This window comes from Sphingopyxis sp. MG (assembly GCF_002953155.1).
GTDB lineage: Bacteria > Pseudomonadota > Alphaproteobacteria > Sphingomonadales > Sphingomonadaceae > Sphingopyxis > Sphingopyxis granuli.
Genome location: NZ_CP026381.1, coordinates 410,902 through 431,024 on the forward strand (window position 1 = coordinate 410,902; position 20,123 = coordinate 431,024).

Consider the following 20,123-nt stretch of genomic DNA (forward strand, 5'->3'; position numbering starts at 1 on the left):
CATGGATTGGAATTTCGGTGATATCCTGGACGTGACGGCGGCGCATGTCCCCGGCGAACGGCCTGCGATCATCCGCGGCGACGATGTGACCAGCTGGGCGGATTTCGATGCCCGCACCAACCGCCTGGCGCGCGCGATGATGGCGGCCGGGCTGGCGCCGGGCGACCGGGTCGCCATCCTTGCGCGCAACATTCCCGAGTTCATCGAGGTCGCCGCCGCCGCCTTCAAGGCGCGGCTGACGCACGTCAATCTCAACTATCGCTACACCACCGCAGAGATCGAATATGTGCTGCGCGACTGCCAGGCCGCCGGCCTGTTCTATCAGGACGAGTTCGCGCCCGTCGTCGCCCCGCTGATCGGCGGGGCGATCGACCACCTGATCCACGCGGTGCAGATCGGCGGAGCGGGCGCCTATGACGCCGCCGTCACGCAGGGCGACCCGGCCCCGCTGGGGATCGCGCGTTCTCCCGACGACGGCTACCTGCTGTATACTGGCGGGACCACCGGCCGGCCGAAGGGCGTGATGTGGCGCTCTGCCGATGCCCGGCGCTCGCAGCTCGAATCGCCCGTCGCGGCCGCGACGCCCGAAAGCATGGACGACCATATCGCCCAGGTTCGCAGGGGCACGGCCGGACGCGTGATGCCGGCATGTCCGCTGATGCATGGCGCGGGGCTCAACAGTTCGCTTGCCGAATTGCTGATCGGCGGCACCGCGGTGCTTCTGCCTTCGGACCGCTTCGATGCCGCCGGCCTGTGGGACGAGGCGGAGCGTCATCGCGTCACGCGCATCCTGATCGTCGGCGATGCCTTTGCGCGGCCGATGGCCGACGCGCTGCTCGCGCATCCCGGGCGATGGGACCTTTCGACGCTGCGCCTCATTTCCTCGGCGGGCCTGATGTGGTCCGAACAGGTCAAGGCGGCGCTGCTCGCCGCGCTGCCCGATCTGACGCTGCTCGACATATTGGGCGCGTCGGAAGCATCGGGCTTCGGCTACGCCATTACAAACCGGGACAGGACGACGCCGACCGGTCTGTTCGAGCCCGGGCCGCAGACCGTCATCATCGACCAGCACAGCGACCGGGTGCTCGCCGACGACGAGCCGGGGCAGGGGTGGCTTGCGCGCCGGCCGCCGTTCGGGGTTGGCTATCACGGCGATCCGGAGAAGACGGCGAGCGTCTATCGGACGATCGGCGGACAGCGCTACGCGATCCCCGGCGACATGGCCGAGCGCCTGCCCGGCGGGCGGCTCCGTCTGCTCGGTCGCGGCAGCCTGTGCATCAACACGGGCGGCGAGAAAGTCTATGTCGAAGAGGTCGAGGAAGCGCTCAAGCGCGTGCCGGGCATCGCCGACGCAATGGTCTTCGGCCTTCCCGACCCCAGATGGGGCAGCGCCGTGACCGCGTTAATCGAGGCGGGCGACGCGCCGGATGACAAGGCGATCCGGGCGCATCTGTCGCAGGACCTCGCCGTCTACAAACAGCCGCGAACGATCGTTCGCGTCGCGGCGATGCCGCGCCACGCGAGCGGAAAGAGCGACTATCGCCAAGGGATGGAACTCGCAAGGGCGCGCATCGGCGCCGCCTGACCAGCGGCGTTCGCCTTCACGCATGTGATGTTCGGGCTTCACCGGCGGCCGCGCTTGGTGGCCTGCAAAAGCCGATTAACGACGGGGCAAGTTCCAAATTTCTTCGGGGAATCATCAATGAAGCAATCTTCCGATCGGGCCGCCACGACGCCGCGCAGGCTCGACGCGCTGATCATCGGTGCCGGCTTCGGCGGCATGTATGCGCTTCACCGGGCGCGCGGCATGGGGCTAAACGCCCACGCGATCGAGACCGGTGACGACGTCGGAGGGACCTGGTACTGGAACCGCTATCCCGGCGCGCGCTGCGACGTGATGAGCATCGATTACAGCTATTCCTTCTCTGACGAGATTCAGCAGGAATGGACGTGGAGCGAACAATTCGCCGCGCAGCCCGAAATCCTGGCCTATGCGCGTTTCGTCGCCGACAAGCTGGATCTGCGCCGCGACATCAGCTTTGGAACGCGCGCGACGGCGGTCGAATATGACGAGGATGCCGCGTTGTGGCGGATCACGACCGACGACGGCACGACGTTCGAAGCCTCCTATTGCCTGATGGCGACCGGCCCGCTGTCGGTGCCGAAGCAGGTCGACATCCCGGGGGCCGACCGCTTCGGCGGAGACCTTTATCTGTCGGGCAAGTGGCCGCACCATCCGGTCGACTTCGCCGGCAAGCGGGTGGCGGTGATCGGCACCGGATCGTCGGGTATCCAGATCGTTCCGGTCGTCGCCGAACAGGCGGCGCAGCTTTACGTCTATCAACGCACCCCCAGCTTTACGCTGCCGATGCGGAATCGTGAACTCGCCCCCGACTTCATCGCGCACATCAAGAAATATTATTCCGACCTGCGCGCCTCGGCGCGCCACTCGCTGACCGGCGGGGTCCGGCCGATCACCTACCGCCCGTTGTTCAGCGTTTCGCCTGCCGAGCGGGACGAATTGATGGAAGGGGCGTGGCAGTATGGCGGCCTCGCCTTCCTGGGCCTCTTCTCGGACATTCTGACCAACCGCGAAGCGAATGAGGTGGTTGCCGAATTCGTTCGCGGCAAGATTGCGGAGGTCGTCGAGGATCCCGATACCGCGCGCCGCCTGACGCCGCGGGGCTATCCGATCTTTGCGCGGCGCCCCTGTCTCGATACCGGCTATTACGAGGCGTTCAACCGCGACAATGTGACGCTGATGGATTGCCTGGAGCATCCGATCGTCGAGATTACCGAAAAGGGCATTCGGACCGACCAGGGTGAGGTCGAGGTCGACATCATCATTGCCGCGATCGGCTATGACGCGCTGACCGGCGCCATGCTGTCGATCGACGTCAAGGGCAAGGACGGACGCAGCCTGAAGGACAAATGGGCGGAAGGCGGCCGGTCGCACCTTGGCCTGATGATCGAGGGCTTCCCGAACCTGTTCGTCATTGCGGGCCCCAACGGTCCGTCCGCACTCGCCAACTTCATCCTGCTCAACGAACAGAATGTCGATTGGGTTTGCGATTGCATCGCCCACCTGCGCGCCAACGGCTTTCGCTCGATCGAGCCGCGGCTCGAGGCTGAGGAAGACTGGATGACGAAGGTGCGCGAACTGGGTTCGCGCTCGCTCTATCCCACCGCCAATACCTGGTATACCGGCGCCAATGTGCCGGGCAAGCCGCGGACCTTCCCCGTCTATATCGGCGGGCTCGGCCGTTATCGGGAGATTTGCAGCGAAGCCGCCGCCGGGGGATATCGCGATTTCGACTTCCGGTAACTCTGCAGTGAATGGGACGAGCGCATAGCAAGCCGACATCGGCGCAAGGCCGCCGGTCGACTCCGTAGAGCCCCGCATTATCACCCTTGACCTTCCAACGATGGGAAGCTGCATCCTGATGCCAGTTCCCATGGTGACACGTGAGGTGACGGGCGATGCCGGCCGCGAAAATCAAGGATCATGCCGTCGATTCGGCGATCCGCCTGCCTGTCGAGGGCATGAACTGCGCGTCGTGCGTCGGGCGCGTCGAGCGAGCCTTGGGCGGGGTCGAGGGTGTCGACGCCGCCAGCGTCAATCTGGCGACCGGATACGCCGACGTCCGGGCAAGCGGAGCCGTGGACCGCGCTGCGCTGGTGCGGGCGGTCGAGGCGGCCGGTTACGGTGTGCCGGCCGCTGCGACCGAACTCGCGATCGAGGGGATGACCTGCGCATCGTGCGTCGGACGCGTGGAGCAGGCGCTGAAAGCGGTTCCCGGCGTGACCGGCGCGTCGGTCAATCTGGCGACCGAACGCGCCAGCGTGCGCGGTGTCGCCGGGGTTCCGGCGCTGGTCGCGGCGATCGCGCGCGCGGGCTATCGGGCGCATCCGGTCGGGACCGGCGCCGAGCGCGAAGGGGAGGCCGACGAGCGCCGGGATGCCGAACGCCGCGCGCTGAAGCGCGACGTCATCCTCGCCGCCGCACTGGCGCTGCCCGTGTTCCTGCTGGAGATGGGATCGCACCTGATCCCCGGCGTGCATCACCTGGTCGCCCGCACCATCGGCGTGCAGACGAGCTGGCATGTCCAGTTCGTGCTGACGACACTGGTGCTCGCCGGCCCCGGCCTCCGTTTCTTCCGCAGCGGGATTCCGGCGCTGGTCCGTCTGGCGCCGGACATGAACGCGCTGGTTTCGGTCGGGACGCTCGCGGCCTACGCCTATTCGCTGGTGGCGACCTTTGCGCCGCACCTGCTACCGGCGGGAACGGTGAACGTCTATTATGAGGCCGCCGCCGTCATCGTCGCCCTGATCCTGTTCGGCCGCTATCTGGAAGCGCGCGCCAAGGGGCGCACGTCTGCGGCGATCGAGCGGCTGATCGGGTTGCAGCCGCGGACCGCGCGCGTCCGCCGCGCCGGCGCGCTGGTCGAGGTGCCGGTCGGCGCGGTCGTCATGGGGGATATCGTCGACGTGCGGCCCGGCGAGCGCATTCCCGTGGACGGCGAGCTGGTCGAAGGCGGAAGCTTCGTCGACGAATCGATGATTACCGGCGAACCCATCCCCGTTGCCAAGGCGGTGGGGAACGCGCTGATCGGCGGCACGGTGAACCAGCAGGGCGCGTTCGCCTTTCGCGCCACCGCGGTGGGCGAGGCAACCATGCTCGCGCAGATCATCCGCATGGTGGAGCAGGCGCAGGGGGCCAAGCTGCCGATCCAGGCGCTGGTCGACCGGGTGACGATGCGGTTCGTTCCCGCCGTCTTCGCGGTGGCCGCGCTGACCTTTGCCGTCTGGCTGTGGGTCGGGCCGTCGCCTTCGCTGACCTTGGCGCTGGTCAATGCCGTCGCCGTGCTCATCATCGCCTGTCCCTGCGCGATGGGACTGGCGACGCCGACCGCGATCGTCGTGGGCACCGGGCGCGGCGCCGAGTTGGGCATTCTGTTCCGCAAGGGGGAGGCGCTCCAACTACTGCGCGATGCGGCGGTCGTCGCGGTGGACAAGACCGGGACGCTGACCGAGGGGCGTCCCGCGCTGACCGATTTCCGGGTGACGGACGGGTTCGATCGCGCCCGTGTCCTGGCGCGGATCGCGGCGGTGGAGGCGAAATCCGAGCATCCGATCGCGCGCGCGATCGTCGATGCGGCGCGGGCGGAGGGACTCGATCTGCCGGCTGTCGTCGATTTCGAATCGATCACCGGCTTCGGGGTGAAGGCCGATGTCGAGGGTGAGGCGATCCACATCGGCGCCGACCGCTATATGCGCGAACTCGGCCTCGACGTCGCCGCATTCGCTCCCGTCGCCGAGCAGATGGGACAGGAGGGCAAATCGCCGCTCTATGCCGCGATCGGCGGGCGCCTCGCCGCCGTCGTCGCCGTGGCCGACCCGATCAAGCCGACGACGCCGGCCGCGATCGCGGCGCTCCATCGGCTCGGCCTGCGCGTGGCGGTGCTGACCGGCGACAATCGCCGAACCGCCGACGCGATCGCGCGCCGGATCGGCATCGACACGGTGGTCGCCGAGTTGCTGCCCGCCGACAAGGTGGAAGCGATCCGCCGCCTGAAGGCCGCGCACGGCCGCGTCGCCTTCGTCGGCGACGGCATCAACGATGCGCCGGCGCTGGCCGAAGCGGACGTCGGGATTGCCGTGGGCACGGGCACCGACGTCGCCATCGAGGCGGCGGACGTGGTGCTGATGTCGGGGCATCTGGGCGGCGTCGCCACAGCCATCGCGCTGTCGCGCGCGGCGATCCGTAATATCCGCCAGAATCTGTTCTGGGCCTTCGCCTATAATATCGCGCTGATCCCTGTTGCCGCGGGCATACTCTATCCGCTGTGGGGCATCCTGCTGTCGCCGGTCTTCGCCGCCGGTGCTATGGCGATGTCGAGTGTTTTCGTCCTGGGCAATGCGCTGCGCCTGCGCGGCTTCCGGCCCCTCGAAGCACCGGTGCAGGCCGGGCAGGACGCGGCGGGAGAGGCGGCATGAACATCGGGCAGGCATCGAAGGCGTCGGGCGTTTCCGCCAAGATGATCCGCTATTACGAACGGACCGGCCTGATTCCGAAGGCGCTGCGCAGGGAATCGGGCTATCGCGACTATTCGCCGTCCGACGTGCACATGCTCCGCTTCATCCGCCGCGCGCGCGACCTTGGCTTTGCGGTTTCGGAGATCGACGACCTGCTGAACCTCTGGCGCGACACATCGCGGCACAGCGGCGACGTGAAGCGGATCGCGCAGGCGCACATCGCCCGGCTCCGCGATCGCATCGAACAGCTCGAACAGATGGCGGCGACGCTGACCACCCTAGTCCAATGCTGCGCGGGTGACGACCGGCCCGATTGCCCCATTCTGGCGGATCTGGAAGAGGCGGGGGAGGGAAACTCGACTGGCCAAGCCGCGGGCGGCACCGGCAGGCTGCGGCATCAGCCTTGACGCGTTAGGCCGGGGGCATGGCGCGCGGGCCGGATCGGACCCGCGCGCCGGCCCATACGGCCGTCAGAATGCCAGGCGCAGCCCCAGCGCGACGTGGTGGCCGTTGCCGCCGCCATATTCGCCCTCGTAGGATGCGGTCAGGCGCATGCCCGGCGCCAGCCGGACGCCGATCCCGGCGCCGAGCGTCGGCAGGAAGCTCTTGCGTTCGGCGCCCGCCACCACGAAGCGGCTGCCCGCTCCGATGAAACCGGCGCGCGCGGTCGTCGCTTCGCCGTCCAGTTGATAGCGGAAGCCTGCCTTGATCCACGGCTCGACCGCGGCATCGTCGGCCTGTCCGCCGACCAGCGCCAGCGACGCGTCGACGAAGGTCGCCTTCACCCGTTCGCTGTCGACCGCAAGACCGAAGGCCGCGCTGCCGGTTTCGGCGACCGCGCCGCGCCGGGTCGATACGTGCGTCAGCCCCGCTTCGGGCCGGACCGCCCAATTCGTTCCCGCCGCCAGCTCGTAACCGATCGCGGCGTCGACGACGAAGCTGCGCAGGCGGTGGTCGCCCGTCACCCGCGCCGCGCCGGGAACCGCGCGGTCGGTGGTCGCATCGCTCCAGTCGTGGGCGATCAGCGCGTGAAGCGTCAGTCCGCCGGTTTCGACATGGCCGGCGATGCCGGCGATCACGCCGTCGGAGTCGGTTCGCGCGTCGAGCCCGGCGATCGTCTGCCGGCCGTCCATATAGCCGACGAAGGCCCCGATCGATGCCGCTTCGCTGCCGAAGCCGATCCCGCCCAGCAGCCCGTGGCTGCGGCTTTTCGCCCGCGCGGTGCCGATCACGGCGTCGCCCTTCAGCGTCCGCCAATCGCCGAACAGTTGCGCGAAGCCATAGAGGCCGGGCTCCGCGGCGGCGCTCGCCGCCGCGCCCGAGCGCAGCGATTTCGCCAGGCTGAGCCCCTGTTCGACGCCCAGCTGCGCGGCGCTGGCATAGGCTTCGGCATGGAGCTGTCCGAATGCCGCGGTGCTGGCGAAGCCGCTGCTGTCGAGCAGCGTCGGGATGGCGCCCAGCAGGGTGGCCCCCGCGTCGCCCGACACCAGCAGGCCGTTGACATAGTCGATCGCCGCGCCGGTCTGCGTCGCCACGTCCGATGCGGCGACGAACGTGCCGAGCAGTTGCAGCTTGGTCGGCGTATAGCGCAGGAAGCCCTGGACCGCCGTGCGGTCCCAGCTCGCGATCGTATATTCGCCGCTGATCCCGCCGTCCGCGACGATCATGTCATAGGCGATCCCCGGCGTCAGCGGACGGCTGCCGGTGATGGTCAGTGTGGCGCCGTTCGCGATCGTCAGCGCGCCGCTGACCAGCAGCTGGTCGCTCTGCCCCACGGGGACGAATTCGAACAGCAGGTTCGATCCCGACGCCATGGTCAGGTCGCCGTTGTGGATCATCACCTCCGGCGAGGCGCCGGGCGACAGCGTGCCGCCCGCCAGAACGGTGATGTCGCCGTTGACCGTGCCCGCGCTGCCGAAGGTGCCGCCCTGCTGGACGGTGACATCGGCATTGATGTCGGACCCCTGGGCGCCGATCAGCCGGCCCTGGTTGATCTGGATATCGTCGAAGGTCGCGGTTCCGCCGATCTTGCCGGTGCCGCCGTTGACGTTGAACTGCTCGATCTGCTCGAACCCCGACAGGTCGAGGACCGGCAGGTCCGCCTCCGCCACCGGTGCGGAGGAGAAGCTGGCGTTGACGATGTCGGTTCCGCCGCCGCCGACGACCGTGCCGCCGATCGCCCAGTCCCCGGTCAGGTCGAGCACGTCGTCGCCGCCGCCGAAGCGGACGTCGCCGCCGATCTGGCCGCTGTTGGCGAAATGGTTGCCACCGTCGCCGAAACGCACGTCGCCGGTCACGACACCCTGATTGACGACATTATTCTCGCCGTCGCCCAGCGCGATGTTGCCGGTCAGAGTCAGGCCTTCGGGGTTGGCGATCCGGTTGTTGCCGTCGCCCGCCAGGATGTCGCCAGTTATCGACGCCTGGTTGGTGACGACATTGTCGCCTCCCTTCATGTTGACGTTGCCGACGATGGTGCCCTGAAGGACGACCGTCTCGCCGCTTCCCTCGCTGCCCGACACGGCGTCGTTTCCGGCGCCGACGTCGATCGTGGAATCCTCGGTCAGGATCAACTCGCCGCCTTCGGCCACGGTGATGCCTTCCTCGGCGACGACGCGTCCGGTGCCGATCAGCTTCTCGATCTCGAAATTGACGAACTTCGCGCGCAGGACGGGATCGATCGATCCGGTATAGAGCGCCCCCGTGATGTCGAAGACCAGCGTATCGGTCCCGGTGCCGCCGTCCGCGATGCCGTCGAAGCTTGCCAGCAAGCCATGGATGAAGGTGTCGTCGCCGTCGCGCAGGAAGACATTGCCGCTGATCGACCCGTAATTCTCGATGATGTCGTCGTTGGCGCCGAGGTCGATCGACCCGATGATGACGCCGCCTTCGCGGTTGATGACATGGTCGATCGACCCGACATAGCCGGCGGGGTCCGCGGGGTCATATTCGTCGCCCAGCGTCTGGATCGCGCCGGCCAGATAGCGATCGGGCAGGTCGGGACCGTTGAACACGACATTGGGCGCGTTGGCATAGTCGCTTCCCGCCCCGCCCTCGATGCGGCCCGAGTTGACGATGGTGATGAACTGGCCCGACGCGGCGATCGCGACCGACGAGGCGCCCGCCGTTCCGGCCTGCTCCTGATAGCCGTTGGGCAACAGGACGCTGAAGTTGGCGAGGGCCGAAATCACCCCGTCCGTGCCGTTCTCGATGCGGATGGTCGAAGTGCCCGTCACGTCGGATGCATCGACGTTCAGCGCCGCGACCGGGTTCACCAGCACCATCTCCTGGGGCATGCCGATCAGTTGTCCGGGGACGACGGTCGCGCCGCCCGCCGCGACGATGCTGCCGGTATTGACGACCCGCACGTCGGCCGACCCGATGTGCCCGTCATCCTCTTCGCCGGCCTCGATCTCCATGTCGACGGCGCTGCCGCCGCGCTCGTCATTTCGTATCGTGCCGCTGTTGGTGAAGACGAACCGCTGGTCGGGGTCGGTGCCGTTGTAGATTTCGAGCGCCGCCTGGCCGCCATAGGCGAAGGTCATGAAATTCGTCTGGTCGACGGCCCGGGCGGCCCGGACGATCGAACCGCTGTTGTCGATCGTGGCGTCGACCGTTTCGGCGTCGATCACCATGCTGCCTTCGATCGTGCCGCTGTTGACGACAGTCAGGCTCGACGCCGCGATCTCGGGCAGCCCGGACTCCTCGTCGGCGTCGCTCGACAGAAGTTCGTGCTCGATCTGCAGCGCGACGCCCCATTCGCGGGTCGATGCGGCGATCAGTCCCGCATTTTCGAAGCGCAGCGTGTCGGTGGCGATCTCGGCAAGGAAGCCGTCGCGGATCACCCCGTCCGCCGTGTTGCGGATCGTCGCGCTGGTTCCGTTGAATTCGTCGTCCCCGTCCGGCCCGATCGTCAGGTCGAGTTCGCCGACCTCCAGCGTCAGACCGCGGGCGAAATAGGTCGGGCTGTCCAGCCCTTCGATCGTGCCGCTGTTGTCGAAGGCGAAGGTGCTGGCGATCACGCGCGCGTCGAGCCCGCCGGCGATCGTGCCGCTGTTGCCGATCGTCACCGGGTTCGGCGTGGTGCTGTCGACGGCCGAGCGGATGCGGACGGCCGCTTCCACCCCGTCGTCATATTCCATTTCGAGCGCCGCTTGCGGACCGCGCGCGCCATTTTCGGCCATGGCGATCGAACCGCTGTTGTCGAACGCGAAGGCGCGATCGGCGGCGGCGCGGATCAGCGTGCCCGGGCCGTTGGTGCGGATGCTGACGTCGCCCTCGTTCACGAAGCTGGCGGTGGACAGGCGGATGTCGCCGTCGACCGAGCCCTTGTTGACGAAGCTGTTCAGCGCGCTGCCATAGGAGAAGCTGCGAAAGGGGGTCGGGTTGGCAGGCGTGGCGCCGCGCGGCTGTACGCCGACCTTCGCCTGGAAATAGCCGATAGCCGTCGGAACGACGATCACGCCCGGCGGATAGGCGCCCACGGGATTGAGCGTGGTGATGGTGGCGGTATTGACGACGTTGCCGTCGCCGGCGAGGTTGATCGTGGTGCCGCTGCCGGTGAGGGTCAGCGTCGTGCCGGTCCCCAGCACTTCATAGCCTTCCACCTCGAAATCGGCGGGCTTGGCATATTGCCCCAGTGCCACCGAGCCGGTCTCGCGATAGCTTTTGGCGAAGACGTCGATCCCGGCGCCGGCCGACAGCGATCCGAAGATGCCATCGTCCTCGCCGCGCTGAAGGAAATAGGCGCTGCCGAAACCGGTGGTGCCGAGCCTCAGATTCCCGTGCAGTTCCCCGCCTTCTTCCTGAATGTAGAAGACCAGCGGGGCGGTGAAGATACTGGGGGCGGGCGCGTCGTTGAGCACGACATCGCCGTTGATCGTCCCCGCGTTGGCGATGCCGAAGATCAGCCGCGGCATGCCCTGGATCGCCACGCCGCCTTCGCCGTCGATCACGCCGCCCTGCTGGTTGGAGACCAGCAGCCCGACCGATTCGGCCTGGCTGATGGCCGGGGTGCCGGCGATCGTGCCGCTGTTGGTCACGATGGTCACGGTGCCCGTCTGCCCGCTGACCGGCCCACGCTCGCCGTCGTTCTCGACCGTGCAGACCGACCCGACGCACGCGCTCTGCGCCAGCGCGGGCTGGGCGGTGCTCAGTGCCAGCAGACTTGCCCCTACGACGAGGCTCGCCTTGCGATTGGTCGCTCCAGAAACAGTCGTCCGCATATATGCCCCCCGATATGTTCGAAAACAGTGTTCGAGGTCGGCTATTGCGCGGCACGATGATGCGCATCACCCATATGGGTGAAAATCCGTCTTTTATCGGTCGTTAACCAAAGCGGGTCAGCAGCGACACCAGTTCGCTCTGGCGCGTGGTGGACGTCTTGGCGAAGGCGCGCTTCAGTTGCGACCGGATGGTCTCGACCGAGATTCCCCATTCCGCCGCCAGTTCGGCCGGTGCCCGGTTCCCCGCGATCGCGCGCGCGACCCGTGCCTCGGCGGGCGTCAGGTCGAACAGCGCGGCGATGATGTCGGCACCCGGCAGGGCGCGATTCTCGGGATCGGCGAGGACGGCGAACAGGCGGACCCGGTCGAACATGCCCATCGCGTCACGGCTGGCCGGGACCAGATGCAGCACGGCGCGTCCGGTCTGGTCGCGGTCGCGAATGGCGATCGAACAGCCGCGATCGATCCAGCGCATCGTCGCCAGCCCGTCGGCCAGCCGCCGGTCCGCGATGCTGTCCGCGATCTGGAGGCGCACGCTGCCGTCGAGCAGCAGATCGTCGAAAGCGGCCTCGAAGTGTCGGCTCGCGCGCAGCACCCGCCCCTGAGCGTCGAGCAGCGCGACCGCCATGTTCATGACGTTGAACACTTCGACCAGGCTTGCCGCCCGCTGCCGTCTGATCTCTCCGGCCAGGGTCGCCGCGCGGGCGAGGTGCGGGCGCAGACCGTCGAGGAAGGGCGCCGCCTGTTGCGCGGCCCGGTGCGATGGGAACCCCTCGATCGCGACGACGACCGCCTCGTCCTCCAGGCCCTGGATGATGGTTCCCGAACCCGCCGCAAGCCCGGCGGGGGTCAGGAACTCCGTATACATCGGCAGCGAGTTGATCTCCTCGATGCTGTGCAGGTCGATATCCGACAGGAAACCCGGATAGGACGCTCGTTCCAAACGGCGCGCGACCCGGCTGTTGTTCCGGTTCCAGCCCTGCCGGTCGAATTCCTGCGTGATTTCCACGGCCGATGGAGAGGAGACGATCTGGACTCCGGCGGCGCTGCGGCGAATCAGATTCCCGCCCAAAGCGTCCAGCGACTTCGCGATATGCTCCAGCAGGTCCGGCCAGAGGTCCGGAATCACCGCCGTTTCATAGATGCGGCCGATGATCGCGTCGGTCGCTTCGTGACGATGACCCAAGCGTTTTCCTTCTCCCAGCGGTCCGTCGTTGCTCATTAAAAGCGATGCAGGCGCATTTGCCAATCGCGAATCGCACCGACGTCTTGCGGCCATACCCATCGTATCGAAGCTTACCAGCCTATTGATGATCGAATGGCGGAAATCGCCTTCCGGTTCATCGTCATCCGGAGAGTTGTTATTCGAGGGGGAGCGGACGTGGGGCTTTTCAATCATTGCAGGCGGGGGATTCAGGCCGTTCTGGCGCTGGTTTCGCTGATCGTCGCTACGCCGGCTTCGGCGCAGATCAGCTTTTCGGTGACCCTGCCGCCGACGGCCGCCGACGCGCCGGTCACCGGGCGGTTGATCGTCGTCGCCGCTCCGCGCTCCAACGCGGCGTTGGCCAGGGCCGAGCCGCGCCAGATACTCGGGATGGGCGGCCCGCCCGCCTTCGGCATCGATGTCGAGAATCTCGCGCCCGGCACGACGGTGACGGTCGATGCGAAGGCGGACGGCTTTCCGTTCGACCTCGATCGGTTGCCCGCGGGCGACTACAGGGTGCAGGCCGTCCTCATTCCCTATGTCAAGGCGAAGCGGGCCGATGGTCATACCATCTGGGTGCCGGTCAGCGACCAGCGCGTCGGCGCGGCGATGTTCCCCGGCAACCCGTACAGCAAGCCGCTCGACGCCAGGCTCGATCCCGCGTCCGGCGCGCCCGTCGCGCTGACGCTGACCGAGAAGATCGGCCCGGTCGCGCGCGATCCCGATACGCCGTGGATCAAGCGCGTCCGCATCAAGAGCAAGATATTGTCGGATTTCTGGGGCATTCCCATCTCGATCGGTGCCGAGGTGCTGCTGCCGAAGGATTTCGCCAAGCATCCGAACGTGCGCTATCCGGCGATCTATACGTTCGGCCATTTCGGCGCGCCGTTCAATTTCAATCCCGATCCGGCGAGCGATACCGATGGCGCTCGGCGCGGCGCGGCCGACGCCAACGTCAAGACGGGCTATCAATTCTCGCGCGAATGGACGGGCGACGGCTTCCCGCGCATGGCGGCGATCACGCTCGAGACGCCCGGGCCCTATTTCTTCGAATCCTATGCGCTGAATTCGGCGAACAACGGACCGTGGGGCGACGCCATCACCAGGGAACTGATGCCCTATCTCGAAAAGACCTTCCGGCTGATCGACCAGCCCTATGGCCGGATCGTCGAGGGGGCGTCGACCGGGGGCTGGGAGGCGCTGGCTCTGCAACTCCATTACCCCGACCTGTTCGGCGGCGCGTGGGTGTTCAATCCCGATCCGATCGACTTCACCCGCTACCAGCTCACCGACATCTACAAGGAGGACAATATGTTCACCTTGCAGATCAACGACTGGATCACGAAGGAAAAGCCCTTCCGCCGCAGCCGCGAGGGGATGCCGCTGATGGACCTGCGCACCCTCGCCGCGTTCGAGGCGATGATGGGGTCGAAGGGACGGTCCTATTATCAGCTCGACATCTGGCAGACGACGCACGGTCCGGTCGGCGCCGACGGCTATCCGGTGCTCCTCTATGACAAGAAGACCGGCGCCATCAACAAGGAGGTCGTCCGCTACATGCGCGAGCACGGCTTCGACCTGTCGGGCTATGCGCGCGACAATTGGGCGACGCTGGGACCGAAGCTGCGCGGAAAGCTGAACTTCTTTGCCGGCGAGATGGACGATTTCTATCTCAACCTCGCGGTCTACCGCTTTCAGGACATGGTCGCCGAGGTGGCGGGCCCGGATTATCCGATCCGCTTCGAATATGGCCGGCCCAAGAAAGGGCACAACTGGCACCACACCGATTGGGCGGGCGTCGTCCGCGAGGTCGCCGACCATGTCCGCAGCGCGGCCCCCGCGGGCGCGCCGGTCGATACGTGGAATTATTGAAGAGGGGAATGGACGATGACCGGGAAGCGCATGGGGCAGATGATGCTGATCGCGGCGGGCTTCGCAGCGGGCGCCGCGACGCCCGCCGCGATGGTGATGGCCGACGCCGGGCCGGCGAAGAGCAGCTTTGACGAGATCAGCGTCAAGCGGATCAACATCGTCGAACCTGACGGCAAATATCGGCTGGTGCTCGCCAATTCGGAACGCTTTCCCGGCCTGTTCATGGAGGGCAAGGAATATAAGCACCACAGCCGCGATACGGGCGGCATGCTCTTCTTCAACGACGAAGGCGACGAGGTCGGCGGGCTGACCTTCGACAGCAAGACCGTGGGCGAGAACCGCCGCGCCAGCGCATCGTTGATGTTCGACCAGTACAAGCAGGACCAGACCGTCGGCATCCAGTATAGCGAGGCGAACGGCCAGCGCGCCGCCGGCCTGCGCGTATGGGACCGGCCCGACTGGCCGATCAAGCCGCTGATGGAGATGAGCGAACGCGCCGCGACGGCGCCCGACCAGGCCGCCCGCGACCGCATCCGCGAAGAGATGCGCGCCTATGCGACGGCGAAGGGCACGGCCGCCGAACGGCTGTTCGTCGGCAAGACATCCGATGATGCGATCGTGAAACTCGCCGACAAGAGCGGCAAGCCGCGCCTGCTGCTGCGGGTCGGTGCATCGGGGGAACCCAGCATCGAATTCCTCGACGCGACGGGGAAGGTGGTGAAGCGGATCAGCTGATCGCCGGCGACGCGGCGCTGCAGCACGGCCGGGCACCCGCCGCCCGGCCCTTCGCCGTGCGCGATACAAGCATTTGTAATTCCAACAAATAAGTCATGATATTGTCATTTCCCCTTGACCCGGGCGGTGAATGCTGATGCCATCGCGGCGATGGATCATCAGGCTCGACTTCGCTGGTTCGCGCGGGAGGTGCTGCCGCACGAACCCGATCTGCGCAAATGGCTTGTCGGCCGCCTGCGCGGTCTGGGCTCGTGCGACGTCGACGAGGTGGTGCAGGAGGCTTATGCCCGGCTGTGGACCGCCGATTCCGATTCGATCCGCAACGCGCGCGCCTATCTGTTCGTCACCGCGCGGCATATCGTCGGCGAGCATATCCGCCGGTCGCGCATCGTGGCGATCGATCTGGTGGCGGATTTGGATGCCCTGAACATCGTCGATGAGGAAATGAGCGTCGACAGGCGCCTGAGTGGACAGGAAGAACTGGCGCGCCTGCACGGAATATTGCAGACGCTGCCGCCCAAATGCCGCGAAGCTTTCGAGCTGAAGAAGTTTCAGGACTTCTCGCAGCGTCAGATCGCCGAGCATATGGGGATCGCCGAGAGCACGGTCGAGAAGCATCTCGCCAAGGCGCTGCGGCTGGTCTCCGAAGCGATGAAACAGGCGCCCGCGGGCGCGGAGGATGGAAGAAGGCGTGAGCGCAGGTTCTGGAAATGGGGCTGACATCGACGCCCGGGCGGCCGCCTGGGCGGTGCGGTCGGCCGAGCGTGCGCTCGACGGCCGGGAACAGCGGGAACTCGATGCCTGGCTGACGGCGGACAGCCGCCATCTTGGCGCCTATGTGCGTGCGCAGGCGCTGTGGCTCGACATCGACCGGGCGGTGGCGCTGGAGGGCGGCGCGCGCCGCGCCGTGCCACCCGCGCGGGCGCGGAACTGGCGGCCCTTCGCCATGGCGGCTTCGCTCGCGCTCGTGGCGCTCGGCGGCGCCACCGCCTACGACCATCTCGCCGGCCGCGTCGAGACGGGGCGCAGCGAGGTTCGCCACATGGTGCTCGAAGACGGCTCCACCGTCACCCTCAATGGCGATTCCGCGGTGCAGATCCGCTACGACGACAAGGTCCGGCAGGTGATCCTGCGGCGCGGCGAGGCGTCGTTCGAGGTCGCCCACAACAGCAAGCGGCCGTTCGTGGTCCGTGCCGAGGGGCTGGACGTCCGTGCGGTCGGCACCGAATTCGTCGTCGGGATCGGCGCGGGCGGGGTCGAGGTGACGGTGGAAGAAGGCGTCGTCGCGGTCGGAGGCACGGCGAGCGGGTCGGCCGCGCCGCGCTATATCCGCCGCAACGAACAGTTCGTCGCCGCCGCCACCGGCCCGCGGAAGGAGGTGCTCGACGCCGCCGATGTCGAACGGCGCATCGCCTGGCGCAAGGGGCTTCTCGTCTTCAACGGGCAGCAGCTCGGCGACGCGGCGGCGGAGGTCAACCGCTATTCCGACCTGCGCGTGACGATCGACGACCCGACGCTGGCGCGCGCCGAATTCATGGGCGTTTTCAAGCTGGGGGATGCGCGGGCCTTTGCCGGTGCGGCCGCCAGCGCCTTCAATGGCGAGGTGATTCGCCGCGGCAACGAGCTGGTGCTGGTGCGCCAGCAGAATTCTCCTTCGCACTGATAGCGGATTTCCGCGTGCCGTCCCTCGTTCGCCTTTGGAAGCGTCACTTTGCTTCGGGGCATTAGGGAGGGCAGAATGATGATCTGGGGGACACCGGACCGAATCCATACACATGCGGTGCTGATGGCCGGCGTGGCTGCGGCGATATGCTGGACGGCGCCGGCCGCGGCACAGGAACGGCAGCGCTATGCCATCCCGTCCGGCGACGCCGCGACGGCGGTGCAGCGGCTCGCCGTCCAGTCGGGCGTGCAGGTGATGATACCCGACTCCGATCTGGCGGGGGTTCGGACCAACGGCATCGACGGCAGCTATACGCCGGTCGAGGCGCTGCGCCGCATGCTCGCGGGCAAGGGGGTCGAGGTCTTCCAGAATCGCGACGGGGTGGTGGTGATCCGCCGCGCCGGCCGGGCCGCGGCCGAACCCGGGACCGAACTGGTCGGCGAGGACATCATCGTGACCGGATCGCGCATCAAGCGCGCGGGTTTCGATACGCTGCAATCGGCGACCGTGACCGATCGCGAACAGATCGAAAAGCGCGCCTATACCAACGCGATCGAAGCGCTGCAGGATACGCCGGGCTTCGCGCCCGCCGCGAACAGCCAGATCGGGGCCGCGCAGGCCAATCTCGGCGTCGCGCAGAGCTATTCCAATTTCCTCGGCCTCGGCTCGCAGCGCACGCTGACGCTGGTCAACGGCCGGCGCTTCGTGTCGTCGAACACCGTGTCGGGCAGCGGCGCGGCGACCTCGCCGGGGTCGCAGGTCGACCTCAACCTGATTCCCGTCGGCCTGATCGACCGGATCGAAACGGTCGCGATCGGCGGGGCGCCGGTCTATGGCTCGGATGCGATCGCGGGCACCGTGAACATCATCCTCAAGGACAATTACGACGGGCTGGAACTGACCGGGCAGGCCAGCCTCAGCGACCGCGGCGACGCCGCGAACCAGGCGGTGCGCGCGCTGTTCGGCAAGAATTTCGCGGGCGGTCGCGGCAACATCGTCCTCGGCGCCGAATATGTGCGCCAGGAAGGCATGGTCCTCGCCTCGCGGTACAAGTTCCGCTACCTGAGCCCGTCGGGCAATGTCGATCGCACCGACGGTATCCCCGCGCAGCTCGTCGTGGGCGATCTGCGCTACGCCGCGCTGACCGAGGGCGGGCTGCCCTATCTGGCCGGCGACATCGCGCCGGGAACGGGCAGCTATATTCGCGACGCTGCGGGCAATCCGCTGCAATTCGGTCCGAACGGCGATCTCGTTCCGTTCAACCTCGGCGCCAGCTTCTTCGGGTCGAGTTCGGGCCCCTATGCGATCATGCGCGACGGCGGCGACGGGCTCGATCCCGCGAAGCATTTCAGCCTGCTGACGCCGAACGAGCGGTATCTGTTCAATGCGACCGGTCATTACGATTTGACCGACAACGTCACCTTCTTCGTCGAAGGGTCCTACGCGCACACCAGCGGCACCAAACTCAGCGACCTGTTCCAGTTCGCGGCGCCGAACATCCTGGGCGGGCCGGTGTTGACGATGAGCATCGACAACCCGTTCCTCAGCGCCCAGGCGCGCGACATCCTCGTCGCCAACGGCGTCACGAGCTTCAAGCTCAACCGCAACATGAACGACATCGCCGATCGGGCGCCCGGACGCACCAAGCTCGACGTCTATCGGATCGTCGCCGGCTTCCGCGGCGATTTCGACGTCAGCGGCGAAAAGTGGAACTGGGATCTTTCGTACAACTACGGCCGCAGCCGCAACGAATCCGAATTCAATCAGGTCAATCTGACGCGCTTCCTGCGGGCGATCGACGTCGTCGGCACGCCCGGCGCTCCGGTCTGCCGGTCGGGCGGAAGCTGCGTTCCGCTCAATATCTTCGGCGAAAACAGATTCTCCGACGAAGCCGCCGAATATGTCGTCGATCGCGGCGTCGGCGTCAGCATCAACTCGCTGCAGACGATCACGGCCAACCTCGACGGCCGCCTGCCGTTCGGGATCGCCGACCCGATCGCCTTCAACATCGGCTACGAGCATCGCCGCGAATATGGCAGCTTCGTGCCCGACGCCATATTGAAGGGCGGCATCAGCCTGCTCGGCGGATCGGCTGCGTTTGCCGAAACGCCGCCGTTCAGCTTCAACACCGACGAAGTCTATGGCGAGACGATCGTTCCGCTGATCGACGAAGAGATGGGCCTGCCGCTCGTTCGCGCGCTCCAGTTCGAAGGCGCGCTGCGTTACGTCGATCACTCGACGGCGGGCGGCGACCTCACCTGGTCGGCGGGCGGCCGCCTGCAGCCGAGCTTCATCGAGGGGCTGACCTTCCGCGGTGTCTATACCCGCGCGATCCGGGCGCCTTCGATCGTCGAACTCGCCCTGCCCGGGGCGAGCGTGCTGCGCAACGCGGCCGACGTCTGCGCGGCGAGCCGCGTCAATTCGGGGCCGAATCCCGCCGTGCGCCTCGCCAATTGCACCGCCGCGCTTGCCGCGGTCGGCGGTCCGGCTCCCAACGCCTTCAACCCGACGACCAGCGGTGCGTCGCCGGCGGGGACCGTGTCGGGCAATCTCGATCTTCGGAACGAGCGGGCGAACAGCTGGTCGATCGGCATGGTCTATCAGCCGCAGGCAGTGCCCGGCCTTCGTTTCGCGGTCGATTACAACAACATCGATCTTCACGACGCGATCAGCCGCTTCACGCTCGTGACCGCGCAGGCGGCCTGTTACGACAGCCCCAATTATCCGAACGAGAACGCGTGCAACGCCTTCAGCCGCCTGACCGCGGCGGAAGCGGCGGCGCAGCCGGGGGCGGCGCGGATCGCGGGCGATATCGCCAACGGTTACGCCGAATCCTATTACAATACCTCGTCGCAGAAGTTCGCGGGCATCCTCGGCCAGCTCGACTATCGCATCGGGGTGCCGAACATCGCGTCGGGCGGCGAGCCGGGCGCGCTGCGGCTGGGCCTCAGCGCCTTCCGCGTCACCAAGTTCACGACGCAGGTCTCGTCGGGCTCGCCGATCATCGACGTGAAGGGCACGGTGGGCACGCCCAAATGGCGGATCAACGGCCGCATCGGCTATGGTTTCGATCCGTTCGACCTCGATTTCCAGGTCGTCTGGTCGCAAAAGACGATCGCCGACCATACCGCGACGATCGAGGATACACCGATCCTCTATTATCCGTCTTCGACGATCGTCAATGCGACGCTCGGGGCTCGCATCAACGACAATTTCCGCCTGCAGTTCGGCGTGCGGAACCTGTTCGATCAGGCGGTTCCCTATGCCGGCGAGGTCTCGCGCCAATTCGGCGTCTACGACCCGATCGGTCGGACCTACACGCTGCGTGCGACGGCCAACTTCTGATGGGGGGAGCCGGGGCGGGGCCGTTTGTCCCGCCCCCGTTCTT

Annotated in this window: 11 protein-coding genes; 9 read left to right on the forward strand and 2 right to left on the reverse strand. The window is 67.0% G+C overall.

Annotated elements, in window-relative coordinates; all coding sequences use genetic code 11:
- The first annotated feature begins 1 nt into the window (after position 1).
- The 4 genes from C3E99_RS01885 (at position 2) to cueR (ending at position 6,443) form a co-directional block, all read left to right on the forward strand.
- A complete protein-coding gene (locus C3E99_RS01885; protein ID WP_076073498.1) occupies positions 2-1,585 on the forward strand; it encodes an AMP-binding protein in 1,584 nt (527 codons plus the stop codon).
- A gap of 117 nt (positions 1,586-1,702) precedes the next feature.
- The gene (locus C3E99_RS01890) at positions 1,703-3,325 is read left to right on the forward strand and encodes a flavin-containing monooxygenase (protein ID WP_104959330.1); all 1,623 of its coding nucleotides are present in this window, start codon (positions 1,703-1,705) and stop codon (positions 3,323-3,325) included.
- A 155-nt stretch (positions 3,326-3,480) separates the two neighbouring features.
- Positions 3,481-5,997 (forward strand): heavy metal translocating P-type ATPase, encoded by a 2,517-nt coding sequence (locus C3E99_RS01895; RefSeq protein ID WP_076074079.1) that lies wholly within the window; start codon positions 3,481-3,483, stop codon positions 5,995-5,997.
- A complete protein-coding gene (gene cueR, locus C3E99_RS01900; protein WP_067105150.1) occupies positions 5,994-6,443 on the forward strand; it encodes a Cu(I)-responsive transcriptional regulator in 450 nt (149 codons plus the stop codon). Before C3E99_RS01895 ends, cueR begins: the two co-directional genes overlap by 4 nt.
- 63 nt (positions 6,444-6,506) lie before the next feature.
- On the opposite strand, the gene C3E99_RS01905 is transcribed toward cueR, so the two are convergent.
- Entirely contained in the window at positions 6,507-11,261 is a 4,755-nt protein-coding gene (locus C3E99_RS01905) for an autotransporter family protein (RefSeq protein WP_104959331.1), read from the reverse strand.
- Between the two features lie 103 nt (positions 11,262-11,364).
- Complete coding sequence (locus tag C3E99_RS01910) at positions 11,365-12,447, reverse strand: helix-turn-helix transcriptional regulator (protein WP_067105148.1); 1,083 nt, start codon at positions 12,445-12,447, stop codon at positions 11,365-11,367.
- 195 nt (positions 12,448-12,642) lie between these two features.
- Between C3E99_RS01910 and C3E99_RS01915 the strand changes: the two genes are divergently transcribed.
- The 5 genes from C3E99_RS01915 (at position 12,643) to C3E99_RS01935 (ending at position 20,080) form a co-directional block, all read left to right on the forward strand.
- Positions 12,643-14,337: an alpha/beta hydrolase-fold protein gene (locus tag C3E99_RS01915; protein WP_158682055.1), complete on the forward strand. Its 1,695-nt coding sequence runs from the start codon at positions 12,643-12,645 to the stop codon at positions 14,335-14,337.
- 15 nt (positions 14,338-14,352) lie between these two features.
- Positions 14,353-15,072 carry a hypothetical protein gene (locus C3E99_RS01920; protein ID WP_067181373.1) on the forward strand — a complete coding sequence of 240 codons (720 nt, stop codon included), beginning with the start codon at positions 14,353-14,355 and terminating at the stop codon, positions 15,070-15,072.
- A gap of 150 nt (positions 15,073-15,222) precedes the next feature.
- The gene (locus C3E99_RS01925) at positions 15,223-15,792 is read left to right on the forward strand and encodes an RNA polymerase sigma factor (protein ID WP_083675195.1); all 570 of its coding nucleotides are present in this window, start codon (positions 15,223-15,225) and stop codon (positions 15,790-15,792) included.
- Entirely contained in the window at positions 15,764-16,735 is a 972-nt protein-coding gene (locus C3E99_RS01930) for a FecR family protein (RefSeq protein WP_158682057.1), read from the forward strand. Before C3E99_RS01925 ends, C3E99_RS01930 begins: the two co-directional genes overlap by 29 nt.
- Before the next feature lie 123 nt (positions 16,736-16,858).
- On the forward strand, positions 16,859-20,080 hold the full coding sequence (locus C3E99_RS01935) for a TonB-dependent receptor (protein ID WP_076074087.1): 3,222 nt from the start codon (positions 16,859-16,861) through the stop codon (positions 20,078-20,080).
- Positions 20,081-20,123 lie beyond the last annotated feature (43 nt).